The 14,223-nt window shown below is 68.2% G+C and carries 9 protein-coding genes and 1 pseudogene; 1 reads left to right on the forward strand and 9 read right to left on the reverse strand.

Annotated elements, in window-relative coordinates; genetic code table 11:
- Positions 1-31: 31 nt before the first annotated feature.
- The 5 genes from HD593_RS40700 to HD593_RS63800 form a co-directional block, all read right to left on the reverse strand.
- Positions 32-1,117 (reverse strand): LLM class flavin-dependent oxidoreductase, encoded by a 1,086-nt coding sequence (locus HD593_RS40700; RefSeq protein WP_185107612.1) that lies wholly within the window; start codon positions 1,115-1,117, stop codon positions 32-34.
- Positions 1,118-1,521: 404 nt separating this feature from the next.
- Positions 1,522-2,412 carry an integrase core domain-containing protein gene (locus HD593_RS40705; protein ID WP_221525227.1) on the reverse strand — a complete coding sequence of 297 codons (891 nt, stop codon included), beginning with the start codon at positions 2,410-2,412 and terminating at the stop codon, positions 1,522-1,524.
- 5 nt (positions 2,413-2,417) lie between these two features.
- On the reverse strand, positions 2,418-2,822 hold the full coding sequence (locus tag HD593_RS40710) for a hypothetical protein (RefSeq protein ID WP_185107616.1): 405 nt from the start codon (positions 2,820-2,822) through the stop codon (positions 2,418-2,420).
- Positions 2,823-2,915: 93 nt separating this feature from the next.
- Complete coding sequence (locus HD593_RS40715) at positions 2,916-3,401, reverse strand: hypothetical protein (protein ID WP_185107617.1); 486 nt, start codon at positions 3,399-3,401, stop codon at positions 2,916-2,918.
- A gap of 32 nt (positions 3,402-3,433) precedes the next feature.
- Positions 3,434-7,351 (reverse strand): ALF repeat-containing protein, encoded by a 3,918-nt coding sequence (locus HD593_RS63800; RefSeq protein ID WP_185107620.1) that lies wholly within the window; start codon positions 7,349-7,351, stop codon positions 3,434-3,436.
- 270 nt (positions 7,352-7,621) lie between these two features.
- Here HD593_RS63800 and HD593_RS40725 point away from each other — a divergent pair, with 270 nt between their 5' ends.
- The gene (locus HD593_RS40725) at positions 7,622-10,201 is read left to right on the forward strand and encodes an FG-GAP-like repeat-containing protein (protein ID WP_185107622.1); all 2,580 of its coding nucleotides are present in this window, start codon (positions 7,622-7,624) and stop codon (positions 10,199-10,201) included.
- A 205-nt stretch (positions 10,202-10,406) separates the two neighbouring features.
- Here the strand turns inward: HD593_RS40725 and HD593_RS40730 are convergent, their stop codons facing one another.
- From HD593_RS40730 to HD593_RS65325, 4 genes and pseudogenes are all read right to left on the reverse strand, one after another.
- Positions 10,407-11,390 carry an Acg family FMN-binding oxidoreductase gene (locus tag HD593_RS40730; protein ID WP_185107624.1) on the reverse strand — a complete coding sequence of 328 codons (984 nt, stop codon included), beginning with the start codon at positions 11,388-11,390 and terminating at the stop codon, positions 10,407-10,409.
- A gap of 33 nt (positions 11,391-11,423) precedes the next feature.
- Entirely contained in the window at positions 11,424-12,452 is a 1,029-nt protein-coding gene (cydB, locus tag HD593_RS40735; RefSeq protein ID WP_185107626.1) for a cytochrome d ubiquinol oxidase subunit II, read from the reverse strand.
- Between the two features lie 13 nt (positions 12,453-12,465).
- Positions 12,466-13,839, reverse strand: coding sequence for a cytochrome ubiquinol oxidase subunit I (locus HD593_RS40740; protein WP_185107628.1), 1,374 nt, complete (start codon positions 13,837-13,839; stop codon positions 12,466-12,468).
- A gap of 139 nt (positions 13,840-13,978) precedes the next feature.
- Positions 13,979-14,132 (reverse strand): annotated as a pseudogene (locus HD593_RS65325) (phosphoketolase family protein); the annotation flags it as partial.
- Positions 14,133-14,223: the final 91 nt, after the last annotated feature.

The following is a 14,223-nucleotide window of genomic DNA, read 5'->3' on the forward strand; positions in this document are numbered from 1 at the left end:
CGAGCGACGGCTGCTGATGCCCGAAGGTTGTTCAGGTGGTGGGGTTGAGGTGCTTGACGCGTTCGGTGAGCCGAGGGGCGACTTCCGTGCCGAGGAGCTGCAGGTGGCGGCGGAAGGCGTCGGGCTGGCTGTGGAAGTCGTAGTTGTAGACCAGCAGGGTGCCCCACCCGCCGCAGCGTTCGTACTCGGTGGCCAGCCGTTCGACGACAGTGTCGACCGAGCCGACGATCCACATGTACTGGGCCAGGAGGTCGACGGTGACGTCTTCCGGCTTGATGCCGTCGGGGAGTCCCATGGCGCTGATGTTGTGCGGGATGACCCATTCCTCCTGCTGGCGGCGCAGCGGGGTGGAGGTGGCCAGGGCGAAGGCCTCTTCGTCGGTGTCGGCGACGATGACGTCCCGGACCACCCGCCAGTCGGTGCGGTCGGGGGTGCGGCCAGCGCTGCGGGCGCCCTCGGCGTACACCTCCCAGTGCCCGGCCAGGTATTCGTCGGTCATGGCGATGCTGAGCGGGATGTCGCCGCGGGCGCCGCCCTGGCGGATGGAGGAGGAGCGGGGGGAGAACCCGGCGCAGGCGATGCGAGGGCCGCCGTCCTGGTAGGGGCGCCAGTGGTTGCCCAGCAGCAGCGGGTTGTCCAGGGGCGGGATGTCGAGGTTGTAGTACTTGCCGGTGAGGGTGAGCGGCTCGCCGGTGTTGGCCCAGATGCGGCGGATGAGGTCCTGAGCCTCTTCCAGCATCTCGTGGTTCTGGGCGGGCAGTTCGGTGCCGAACAGCTGGGCGTCGGTGGGGTAGGCGCCGGCGCCGAAGCCGACCATCAGCCGGCCGCGGGTGATGTGGTCCAGGGCCATGAGCCGGTAGGCCAGCGCGATGGGGTTGTGGTAGGGCAGCAGGTTGGCGGCGGTGCCGAGCTTGAGCCGGGACGTCTGCTGGGCGGCCGCGGCGATGTGCAGCTCGGGAGAGGACCAGCGCTCGTAGCCCTCGGTGAAGTGCTCGGAGAACCAGGCCTCATTCAGCCCGTACTCCTCGGCCCATCGGACCACCTGCATGTCCCAGTCGAACCCGTCGGCCGGGGAGGTGTCCGGCAGCTGATGGGCGTAGAACAGACCGACTTCCATGAAACCTCCGGCGACAACGTCGAGTTGCGTGCAAGTGAAAGAGAGCGGCCGGCAGCCGCGGATCAAGGCGCTGAAGCGCCCGCATTCCGAGCCTGTCAGGCGGGTGACGTGAGGCATCGAGCTTGAGCGCCACGTACTTGGGAAGGGGTGCCAGCCGCTCACGGCACATGGTCATGACCGGCGAGCCCGCTCCTCGGCCGCGCCCCGCGGGCCTTGCCAGTCGGTCATGGGCTGCCGTCGGCGTGCGCCTGCGTGAGCGCCTTCCGCAGCAGCGCGGGCACCGGCTGCTTTCCCGCGCCGTCACTGCTGATCGAGACATACACGATCTTCGCGGTACAGGTCGCGACGTCGTCACGCAGGACCGTGTACCGCTCGAATATTGCGTTCCGTACCCTGAGCTGCGGTTAAGCAGCGTGGTGGTATTCGCCGATCATGCCTGCAACTACAGGTTTTCGGCGGATGGATCGCAGGTCGTCGAGGTTGGTCACGTCGTGGGAGGGCTGCGTCGCAAGGTCCGGAGGCCGTTGGCGCCGGGACTGGTGCGGCCGGCGCCCGTTGTAATGGATCAGATACTCCTGCAGCACGCGGGCCAGATGGCGTTCATTGAGGATTAGGATCCGGTCCAGGAGTTCGCGGCGCAGGGTGCCGATGACCCGCTCGCGCTCCCCCAGGACCATGATCAGGTTGCGGGCCTGTTGCACCGTCCATGCTCCAGTCGGGTGCGCGGATACTCCAGCCAGGTGCGGTCGCCGAGTGCCGTGCTCGATGAAGACCAGCACATACAGCCGCTTGAGCAGCACCGTCTCGACCGCCAGGAAGTCGCAGGCGATGATCGCGTGGGCTTGGGCGGTCAGAAATTGCCGCCAGGTCGGCCCAGCTCGGCGGGGCGCGGGACTGATGCCCGCGGTGTGCAGGATTTCCCACACCGTGGAGGCCGCGATCGGGTAGCCCAGGCGCGCCAACTCGCCTTGTATTCTCCGGTGTCCCAGGTGGGGTTCTCCCGAGCCATCCGCGGAGGGCCGTCCCGGGCGCCTTCGGTCGGTGAAGGTCCATTTACGCGCTACCAGGTGACGATGCCAGCGCAAAATCGTCGCTGGGGTAACCGGGAAGACTTCCGCCCACCGGCGGCGGTGGATCAGCCGCGATAACGCCGTGAGCCAGAGCCGGTCGGCGTGACCCCACCGCGGCTGGCCGCCGACCTGGCGGCGGAGCACCTGGTTCTCGTGACGGAGCACCAGCAGCTCAGCGTCCTTGGACAGATCAGGTCGGACCAGCACCGTCAGCAACCCGAACAAGCCCCTCACCAACCGATAGACAAGCGACAACACCACATCGCGATGATCGCAGCCACCGTGACCTCGGCCGCGAGCGCCGGGGTGAGCGTGGTGGTCACCGTGGTGCCGTCCACCACCTTGGATGGAGTGATGGTCAGGCCGGTAGCGCTGGGTTCAGGCACGTTGATGGCGAAGGTCTGCCAGTCCGACCTGGAGGAGGTAGCGGTGGGTGAGACCGCGCGGACCCGCCAGCGCACCTTCCATCCGTCGGACAGCGTGTTCGCCGGGACGGCGATGCTCGCCTGGGTGCCTTCCGGTACGTTATCCACGCTGCCGGTCCAGATCTGGCCGGTGCCCTGGCCGTCCGGTGCGGCCGGGTCGTGCTCGTTCTCGGCCTCGGCGCGCAGCGGCCTGCCCGCCGGGTCGCTCACCTGGGCAAGGAGCGCCGGAGTGCGGGTGGGTGTGACGTGGATCTGACCGTTCCCGGCCGCAGCCCTTGTGGCTGCGGCACGCGGATGTCTCGTTCAGGTTCCCCAGCGCAATTCGGGCTGGCCGACCCGTTGCCGGAGATCTTCCACCGCCTCGTCCGGTGTGGACCCGCCGCCGACCCGCCCCGCGTGATCAGCGAAGAACTGACTGCGCTGTTCGGGCGTCCAGGAGGCGTGGGGGGTGGCTGTTTCGTCGGGATCCATGAGCACGGCGATCCACTCGCCGGGAACCGACCCGTCCGAATGGCGGGCCGCGAGAACCGTCACCCATTGCCGGCGACCGGTGTCGCTCTTCTCGAACTCCTCGATGACGTAGCGCGCACCCAAATGAGCGCGGAGGCGACCGATAATCTCGTCCCGCCGATCGTGCATCCAGGCCGGAGTCGCCTGCGGCCAGTATGCGGCGGATGGCACGAAGACGGTGTGAGGCTTGACGCCCCAGGCGCAGTCGAAAGTGAAGCTGGCACCCTGTTCCCGGTAGACGACCCGCTCTTTCCATTCTTCACTGATCGTAAATTCCACCGAAACAGGGTACCAGCACGGCCTTCTGTCGACTATCGCTCGAAGATCACTTCCTCCGTCCGCGTAGTCGCGTCGACGATGGTTATTCTGATTATTTTGGTGACGTTGGGATTGGCCTTGAGCGCGGGGAACTCCGTCGTCTCCCAGACGTTGCCCGGGCGCAGGCTTGTTCCGTGAACCACCCTGACCACGCCGGAGGCATTTCGCGCGTAATTCAGGGAGACCTGGGTCCACGCATCATTGACCTGATCCTGGATGGCGTCCCATGGCACCTCCCAGGGGTCCCACTCTATCTCTTTCGGAATTTGCGCCTGTGGAATCCCACGGCTGTCCATGAGCATTTCGAGCGAGGTGCCACCCTTCGCCTTCGCAATTTCAGCGACGAGATCGGGGCCGGCATGCACATACTTGTCAGGCGCTATCTGCGTGCGGCCGGACCAGAAGAAGGCGGTGTCCCTGACCGTGGGGTATTCGCTGGCAAGCATCGCCCGGACGTGCGCGAGGACCAGCTTCTGCTCGGTTTGGAGCAGGCCTCTACGGATCTCCGATATCGCGCTCGTGCCCGTCTTGGAAGCTGCGAAGGCCCTCTTGAGTGCCCGGAACCCACTGCTGAGCAGTTTTCCGATCCCATATCCGGCCAGCGATTCAAGAGCGATCGTGCCGAGGTTGAGCAGCGTCTTGGCCAGCGATTGGTCGCCCTGGACGAAACGATATATTTCAACACCTACCGTGGCGATGGTAAGTGCTGCTCCGCAGACCAGCGTGACCTGACAGCCGACAATGGCCGGCATCCACCCCACTTCGAACATCGTGAGCGCGTACCTGAGCGCCTCAAAGGTAAGGTTGTATTCCTGTATCGCTTCGAAGCCGGGAGCCGATGTGGAGGCAATGCAGTTCTCGTAGGACTGGCTGTCCTGCGGATAGATGTCACAGAAGGCGGAGTTGAGGTATACCCGTGTGGCCAGCTCCTCCGGATCCCCGAGGATGTTGTAGATGCAGTCGCGATAGAACTGGCCCTCTTCTAAGCCGTATGCATCCTCCAGCCGAGCATAGTCATCCCGGTTGTACTCGAAGTCGCATTTGGCGATTTCTACGCCGGCGGCGTCCTCATAATCCTTGGAAACCGCATCGGCCGCGCTGGCGGCAGCGTCGGCACTCTGACCGGCGTTGATGGCCGAATCGTAGGCAAGGCGTGCTGCTCGGGTGGCGCTGTTGGCGGCGTCGACGGCCATCGCGTGGGAGGCGATCGCCCAGGTGGCCGACCGGAGGGCGCTGTGGGCGGAGGTTCTGGCCTTCGTGGCCGCCCCGACGGCGGTCTTGACCGCAGCCGCGGCCTTCTCCACCGAGGCAGCGGCTCGGTCGGCGTGCACCCTGGCCTGCTGAGCGTAGCCGGCGGCCCGCTGCGCCGAGTCGATCGCCTGCTGAGCGTAGGATGCGGCCAACGCGGCGTCGTCGCGGGCGCGGGCGGCTACGGCCTGCGCTTCCAGAGCGCTCTCCACGGCCGACTCGGCGGCCTGGCTGATCTTTGTCAGCAGGCCGGCGACCACAGCGAGGTGAACCGCGGTTTCGTGGTCCCGCTCGGCCGCGGTGAACCGGCCCGTGCTGAGGAACTGCCGCAGACCCGGAGCGGGTCCCTCCAAGGCTATCTGCGCTGCCGCCTTCACCTCCGGCCCGCTGTCCGGGCTGGCCAGGATCTGGTTGACCCGCACCCGCTCACCGATGACCGCCGCGGTGTACTGGCCGGTGTCGAGGAAGTCCCGCAACGCCTGCAGCGTGTCGGCCTCAAGGGCTTGCTCGGCTCGCTGCGCCAGCACGACATCGCCGGCCGTCTTGGCCGCGGCCAGGATCTGGTTGACCTTCAGCCGGTCCGCCGTGTACCGGCCGGGATAGCTCTGCGTACGCAGGAAGGTCGCAACCGTCTGGTCGCTGCCGGCCAGGGCGTTCATGGCCGCCGTCTCCAGGGCGGCGTTGTCGGTCACCGACAGCTTGGTCACCGCGATGCGGTTGTCCTGCGCCTCAGCGCGGGCGAGGCCGGCGCGCACGAACTCCAGCACGAGATCGTCGGCGCCACCCAGTGCGCCCAGCGCCGCCTGCTTGGTCCAGGCGCCCTGGCCGCCGGCCAGATTGAGCGCGACCTTGCGAGCGGCCGCGACCGCGGCCGCTCGCTCGGTGGCCGGGTCGAGGACCACCGCGATGAGCCTGTTGGTCTCGGCGTCGCGTTTGGCGGCCTGGTCGACATCCCAGTCGGCGGCCCGCTGCTGTCTCTCATACGCGACGTTGGCTGCCCGGGCGGTTTCCAACCCCTCGTCCCGAGCCACCGCCAGGCGTTCGGCGTCGGCGACACGCGCCGCATCGTAGACCGCGGCCGCCTGGGTCGCGGTGTCCAGCGCCTGCTGCGCGGCCGTGGTGGCCAGGTTGGCGTATTCGGTGGCCCGTTCCGCCGCCTTGGCGGCGTCGCCCGCGTGCTCGGCGGCTTCGAGGGCCGCGACGGCCGCGGCCCGGGCGTTGGCTGCCGCCTTGATGGCAGCGTCTCGCGCCTTGATCGCGGCATCGATGGCTGTCTGGAGGTACTTCTGTGCCGCCCGTGCCGCCCGCGCGGCCCGCTCGGCGTTGGCCCGTGCCCTTGCCGCCGCGGCGACCGCCTCCTGGGCGTCCGCGCCGGCCGCGTTGGCGTACCGTACAGCCTCGTCATTGGCAGCCGCTGCCGCGAGAGCATTCTCAGCCGCAGCCGTAGCCGCTGTGACCGCATGGGAGTTGGCCCTGACCGCCGTGAGCGCCAAGTTGACCAGCTCGGCGAGCTCATCCGTCTCCCGGGCGATCCTTTGGGCTGCCTGCGCCGCTTGCCGTGCGTTCTCCGCAAAAGTGGCATCGACGGCCGCGGCTGCGGCATGCTGATAAGCCTCGGAAGCTTTCTGGTTGGCCTTCGACGCCATCTGCGCGGCGCGTGCTGCCGCGGTGGCTGCGGCACGCGCCGCCCGGTTCGCCGCAGCCGCGGCGTGAACGGCCACCTGCGCCGCCTCAGCCGCCTGCTCCGCCGCCCTGGCCGCCCGCTTGGCCTGCGCCTTCGCCTCAGCCATGTTGTCGCGTGCCGCCGCGGTTGCGGCAGCGGCCTCCGCCGCCGACCGGCGCGCCGCGGCTGCGGAGTCCCTGGCGCGATCGGCCTCGCTCGTGGCGTTGGCGGTCTCCTGCTCCGCCAGCGCCTTGGCCTCCTTCGCCTGGCCCAGCAGGTCTTCTAGAGTCGCGGTCTCCTCGTCCCGCGCCGAGGCCACGGCCCAGCCGTAGGAGAGGAATGCCTCCAGCGCCTCCGGCGCACCTGCGTCCAGTGCTTTCTGGCCCGCGGCGCGGACTTGCGGGCCACCTGTGGCTATGGCCTGGTTGATCCGTAGCCGCTGGTCGGTGTTCCACTGCGCCTGCCAGCCGGACTCCAGGAACTTCCGCATCTCCTCGGCGGTCCCGGAGTCCAGTACGGCCTGCGCCGCCTGCTTGACCTGATCGCCGCCGGAGGCCATCAGCTGGTTCACCGACACCCGGGTGTCGATGTCCGACGGGCCCTGCCAACCGCTCTTCAGGAACGTGGGGATCGCGTTCTGGTCACCTGCGATGTCCGCGTCTAGGGCGGCCTGAGCCTTCGCGCGCAGGGCGGGACCACCGTTACTGATGACCCGCGCAAGATTCTCCCGCTGATCGAGACGCTGGGCCTGGGCCCATCCGCCATCCAGGAACGCGCTGACCTGAGCGTCCGAACCCAGCAACGCGGCCTCGGCAGCTAATCGGACCTGCGGACCACCCTCCTGCCAGGCCGACACCACGAGGGGGCGATCAGCGGGAACCGTCCCCTGGGCATACGCCGGCGGCGCGTGCAGCAGGCTGGCGAGCACAGCCAGGACCGTGCATGTCGCGATCACCACCTGCCACCGTATGGGTATCCGCGCACACACATTCAGCTGCACCGCAGCCTCCATCACCGCTCGAAAGTTCGCATACGGGAAGCGCTGACGAGGCGAATCCGGTTCACCCCCCATTCAGCACAGCGGAGTGTCACACGATGCTCGAATGCCGGGCAATCCCAGAAATGATCGGATATACCACCGGCATACCGGGCTTCTCTAGCCTCGTTCCATATCCGCAGAGGCGCGAGCAACGTGAACGGGCGGTGAACCCTTCAAGCGTTAGCAGGCCTATCGGAACTTCCGCACAGGCAACATCGGAGGTTTGTGGTCATGAAGTTATCCCCACGCTGGGTGACGCTGGGCGTCGCCACAGCGATGGCAGCGTCCTTATCGGTAGCTGCCTGGCCGGCGGCCGGCGCGTCTGCGATCTCGCTCCCGTCACTGGTAGACAACGGCGTCTATCCCTACCCTGGTGCGGCGGAGATCCTGGAGGCGCAAAACGTCAGGCTGATCTCCGGCGACGGCCACATCCTGCTGGCCGACTGCGCCACGCCGGTGCAGGGTGACATCGGCCTGCTGAAGATCCGAACCACCGACGAGGCCATCGGCGCCGACGGAATCGGCCGTGTCTGCTTCCAAGTAGCCGCCAACTCCGGCGTACTGAACCTCGAAGTTCCCGGCGTGTACGAGATCCGCGGGGACGGCCTACGCGAGGGCACCGGCCACCAAATAACCGCCAAACTACGCAACGACGACGGCGAAAGCCTCACCGTCAACGTAGACCCTGACGGCTACACCCAAGTCGGCGAGGGCACCGACCCGACCGCCTCCCCCACCATGCTGCTGCAGCTGCGCGCCGGCACCGGCCCCGCCCCCGGCACCGGAGCACAGGCGGCAGTCGGCAAACTCGCCGGCGACGGCCGCGAGTGCACCGCGACGCTGGTCGCGCCGAGCTGGGTGCTGGGCGCCGTGAGCTGCCTGGCCCCCGACCCGAACCAGCCCCAGCTCGCCGAAGGCGCGCCGGCCGGCGCGACCTATGTCACGTTCCCCGGAAAGGCCGGCATCAAGGTCGACTGGCTGAGCCCGCGCCCCGGCCGCGACGTGGTCCTGGCCCGGCTGGCCACCCCGGTTGAAGGGATCACCCCGATCCCGCTGGCCACCACCGCCCCCACCGGTGTCGAACTGTCCACGGTCGGCTACAGCCGCGCCGGGGTGACCGCCACCGATTGGACCAACGACCAGCAGCGCACCGCGCAGGTCACTTTCACGGCCGCGACCGCCACGACGCTGACCACCGCGACCGGCCCGCTCGTGTGCAGCGGGATGGCCGGTGCACCGGTACTCAACGGCGGCAAGCTCGCCGCCGTGCTCAGCCAGGCGGGCCAGGCCGGCTGCCCCGACCCCGCCGGGAGCGACAGCTCCCTCACCGCCGCCCGCGCTGACGATCTGACGACCTGGGTCAACGCCATCACCACCGCCGCGGCGGACCACACCTGGACCCTGGCCGACCTGCCCGCCACGGCTACGTCGGGCACCGCGGTCGGCACCGTCGCCGACAGCGCCTTCACCGGAACAGGCCTCCCGCTGACCGCCACCGCCGGCGCGACCTGGAAGACCGGCGACACCTACAGCCCGGCCATCGCGTTCGACCGCACCACCGGAACGCTCGCGGCCGGCGGCCCCGCCGTCGTCACCGACGCCGACTTCAGCCTCAGCGCCTGGGCCAAACCCACCATCCAGGGCACTTACTCGCCCCCCTCCACCGCCGGTGGCACCGTACTTTCCCAGGACGGCGTCAACACCGCCCGCTTCAAGCTCTGGATCCAGAACGAGGCCTGGCACTTCGCCATGAGCCAGTCGGACGTGGCCAGTCCCGTCTGGGACACCGCCGTCGCGCCCGCGGGCAGCGCTGCGCTGGGTGTCTGGTCGCAGGTCACCGTGACCTACAAAGCCGCCTCCGGCCTGGTGATCCTCTGGGTCAACGGCCAGAACGTCGCCAGTGTCCGGCACACAACGAAGTGGAAGGCCACCGGCGCGCTGCGCGTAGGCGCGCACAAGACCGGCGCCGCGAGCCTCGGCGGCTACTTCAGCGGTGTGCTGTCCACGGTCCAGACCTGGAACAGGGTCTCGCTGACGCCCGCCAAGAACAACCACGACTTCGACGGAGACGGCCGCAACGATCTCATTCTCACCGACAGCGCCGGTGACCTGTGGATGTATCCGAACCAGAGCAGTTCGGGAGAGAACACGGTCAGCGTCAGCAACCGGGTCAAGATCGGCAGCGGTTGGGGCATGGGATGGGTCGTCACCGACTGGGACGGGGACGGCCTGGCCGACCTCCTCAGGTCTGGCTCCGACGGCGTTCTGTGGATGTATCCCAACAAGGGCGGATATCTGACCAGCAGTAGCAGAGATGATGTCGGCTCCGGCTGGGAGAAATACACCTTCACCGCGGGCAACGCCAACAGCAACCCGCACGCCGACCTGTTCGCCATCCACAACGCCAACGGCACGCTGTTCCACTACCCGGACGGGGCAGCGGGTGCCACCAGGATCCAGATCGGCAACAGCGGCTGGACCGGCTACCGCACCTTCCCCTTCGATTTCAACGGCGACAACCGCACCGACATCATGGCCATCGACCGCAACGGTGACCTCTGGTTCTATCCCAACACGAGCCAGAGCGGCATCACCCTCGGCGCCCGCACCCACGCTGGCAGCGGCTGGACCAACTACAAGGTCGCGGCCATGGATTTGAGCGGTGATGGCAGGACCGACCTGGTCGCCGTCAGCGGGGACCGCGATCTGTGGGTCTATCCCGGACTGGGTAACGGTCGCTTCGGCACCCGGTACCAGCCGCGCTCCGGTGGGGTCATCGTCCCTGAATGGGTCGTCACCGCCGTCGGCTGACATGTGTTGGGTTGGACGCAGGTGTTCAGCCCACTGGTCGTGATCATCGCACCGGCCATGCTGTCTTCCTGCCGCACGGGACAGCATGGCCGGCCGCTGCGTCGCCGCCCCGGCCGAGCAGGCTTCCGCAGCGCTCCTGCAGCCGAACCTTGACCACCTGTCCTTGGGGCAAGACCCCTGGGTTTGACGCGGTACAGATCTGCCCTCAATCCACCACATCGGGCAGGGAACGGCGCACGGCCGCATGCTGGTCGAACGTAATCCCCAGGCGCATGACCATCTGCGGGTACTGGCCCGAGCAGAGCTCCTGGCGCAGGAACTCGCGCAGATGATGCATTTCCAGCGCCTGGGTGTGGAAGGCGGCGCTGACTCCGTGCGCGCTGGCGTGCAGCAGGACCCGTTGCAGGGCCTGCCCGGCGGCGATCCACGCCCTGCGGGTGTCGCCGCTGGTGGTGAGCAGTGCCACGACACCGGTGGAGCTCGCTTCGGTGTCGTGATGCGTGCCCCAGTCGTGCCGCCAGGCATAGTCGCGTTGAGGGAACCGCGGATCGGTGCCGGCCGGGTCGGCGGGATAGGCGTCGGCGGGGACGCCGTCCTTGCGGGCGCTGCCCGGCGGGCGAGCCCAGCGGATGACCTCGAGGTTGAGGACCCGGTCCTGCGCCTGGATGTTCTGGGCCGCCTCGGTCAGCGCCGCGACGGCCCGTACGGCTTGCGCCGCGCGTACGGGGGTCAGCCGGGCTCCTTCCGCGGCCGCCTGCTGGACCAGCGTCTCCACCAGCCGATCCGGTACGGGCAGGTCGGTGAAGGGGGCCCGGTGCGTGCGACGTCGCTCGATCTCGGCGTGCAGCGCCTTGGTGTGCTCGTCGGCCGTGACGCTCTCCCCCAGCCGCACGGTCGCCAGCAGCGCGGGCCGATCCGGGTCCGGCAGCACCTGTACGACGGGCTCGTACCCCCGGTGGCGCAGCACCGTGCGGATGTTGAACAGCGCGGCTCCGCAGCTGATGAGCAGTTGCCTGCCCTCAGGGTCGGCATGGCGCAGTTTCCTGGCCGTGTCCGCGCGCACGCTGATCTCGTCGCCGGAGACGGCGAACGACCAGGGCTGGCTGTTGTGCACGGACGGCGCCCACGTGGCGGCCTCCAGCGATGCGCGAATGGCGAGGGTGCTCTCCGCGGCTGTCCGGGTGCTCATGGCATCTACCTCCATCGGGATACGAACAGCACATCACCCGCCGTTCGCGGGGGTCAGGGCCGAAGGTCCCGGGTTCGGCGGACCAACGGGCACGCCGGGCGCCCCGGTGAGGCGACGGCGGAAGACCCAATAGGTCCACGCCTGGTAGGCCAGCACGACAGGGGTGAAGATTGCTGCCACCCAGGTCATCACGGTCAGGGTGTAGGGACTGGAGGCGGCGTTGGTGACGGTGAGGCTGTGGGCCGGGTCGAGGGCCGGCAGTACGTTCGGCCACAGCCCGGTGAACAGGGCCGCGGTGAACGCGACGACCGCCAGCGCGCTGGCGGTGAACGCCCAGCCGTCCCGGCCGCGCAGGGTCGCCACCAGGGCGGCCGCCAGACCGGCCCCGGCCAGGACCACCGTCGCCCACCAGACCGGCTTGCCGCCGTCGAGAGTGACCAGAAAGGCGATCATCACGAGCATGGTGACCGGCGCGAGCGTGCGGGCGATCCGGACGGCGCCCTCGCGGAGCTCTCCGGTGGTGCGCAGGGCCAGGAAGATCGCGCCATGCAGGGTGAACAGGGTCAGCGTGACCGCGCCGCCGAGCAGGGCGAATGGGTTGAGCAGGGTGAGCAGGTTCCCGGTGAACTCGTGGTCGGCGTCCAGCGGGACGCCGCGCACGATGTTGGCGAAGGCGACACCCCACAGGAACGCGGGACCGAGGGAGCCCCAGAAGAAGGCCCGGTCCCAGCCGCGTGTGCTGTCGCTCTTGTTGCGGTACTCCAGCGCCACCCCGCGCACGATCAGGGCCAGCAGGATCAGGAACAGCGGCAGGTAGAAGCCGCTGAAGAGCGTGGCGTACCACTCGGGGAAGGCGGCGAAGGTCGCCCCGCCCGCCACCAGCAGCCACACCTCGTTGCCGTCCCACACCGGGCCGATCGTCTTGACGATGACGCGCCGCTCGGCCTCGTCGCCTCCCAGGAAGGGCAGCAGGATGCCCACCCCGAAGTCGAAGCCTTCGAGCACGAAATAGCCGGTCCACAAGACGGCGATCAGCACGAACCAGACGGTGGTCAGTTCCATGGCGGAAAGTCCTTCAGTAGTTCAGGGCGGGGACGGGGGCTTCCGGCTCAGCCTGCTCGTGCGGCCCGACACGGATGAACTTGAGCAGCAGCCGTATTTCGATGACCGCCAGGACGGCGTAGACGAGGGTGAAGCCGACGAGGGTGATGGCGACCGACGTGACGTCCGCAGTGGGTGAGACGGCAGCGGCGGTGCGCATGATCCCGAAGACCGTCCAGGGCTGGCGTCCCATCTCGGTGAAGATCCAGCCGAGGCTGTTGGCCAGGAACGGCAGGCCGATCCCGGCGATGGCCAGCCGGTACGCCCAGCGTCCTGCGGGGAGCCTGCCGCGTCTGGTCAGCCAGAGCCCGGCCGCGGCCAGCAGCGCTGACAGCGCGCCGAAGCCGATCATGAGCCGGAACGACCAGTACGCCAGGCCGACGACCGGCCGGTAGTCACCGGGTCCGTAGAGCTCCTGGTAGCGGGCCTGGATGTCGTTGATGCCCTCGACCTTGCCGTCGAGGGTGTTGGTGGACAGCAGGCTGAGGCCGTACGGGATCTGGAGGTTGACGTGGTTGCGGCCGTTCTCGACGTCACCGACGGCGAACAGCGAGAAGCCCGCCGAGCTCTCGTCCTCCCACAGTGCCTCGGCGGCGGCCATCTTCATCGGCTGCTGCTCGGTCATGATCTGCGCCTGCCAGTGGCCGGAGAACGACACACCCACCGCCGAGACGAGTGCGACGACCAGCCCCAGCCGGGCCGAGGTGCGGAACAGCGGCGTATCCCGCTTCTTCAGCAGGAACCAGGCGCTGATGCCGAGCACGAAGGCGGCGGCGGTCAGGAACGCACCGAAGATCACGTGCGGGAAGGTGACGAGGGTGGTGGAGTTGGTGAGCACGGCCCAGATGTCGGTCAGCTCAGCCCGGCCGTTGTTGATCCGGTAGCCGACGGGGTGCTGCATCCAGGAGTTCGCGGCGAGGATGAAGTAGGCCGAGATGTTGGTGCCGATGGCGGCCAGCCAGATGGTGGCCAGGTGCAGCCGGGGCGGCAGCCTGTCCCAGCCGAAGATCCACAGGCCGAGGAAGGTGGACTCCAGGAAGAAGGCCATCAGCCCTTCCATGGCCAGCGGCGCCCCGAAGACGTCCCCGACGAAGCGTGAGTATGCGCTCCAGTTCATGCCGAACTGGAACTCCTGGACGATCCCGGTCACCACGCCCATGGCGAAGTTGATCAGGAACAGTCGGCCCCAGAACTTGGTCAGCCGCAGGTACTCCGGCTTTTTCGTACGATGCCAGGCCGTCTGCAGCCCGGCTACGATGATCGACAGCCCGATCGTCAGCGGCACGAACAGGAAGTGGTAGACGGTCGTGATGCCGAACTGCCAGCGGGAAAGGTCCAGGACGTCCATGGCAGCCAGACTCCTGCAGGGCATTGCCATGGCCGTAGGGTCGTGTGACCCGGTCCGGAGGGACCTTGGTCCCACGCCCATCGCCGCCCTCATGGATCGAGGCGGGTCTCTCGGGCGCGACGTGGCGGGGGATGCCGTCAGGGAAGGAGAACTGCCGGAACAACCTGCGCATGCCCGCCGTGGCCTAACCCGGCGATGTAGATCATGTCCTGGCCGCACTCGCCGATGATCCGGTTAAGGTGGGCAAAGACGAGGTTCAGGCCCGCTGTGGCGCCCAGCGGCCGAGCAGACACGGCTTGACGGCTGCATCATCGTCATGCTGCCGATCTCTCAGACTCGGCACCATCCGGATTGGGGAGCTTGGTCCCGCCCGTCGCCCTGGAT

Source organism: Nonomuraea rubra, from assembly GCF_014207985.1.
Taxonomy (GTDB): Bacteria; Actinomycetota; Actinomycetes; order Streptosporangiales; family Streptosporangiaceae; genus Nonomuraea; species Nonomuraea rubra.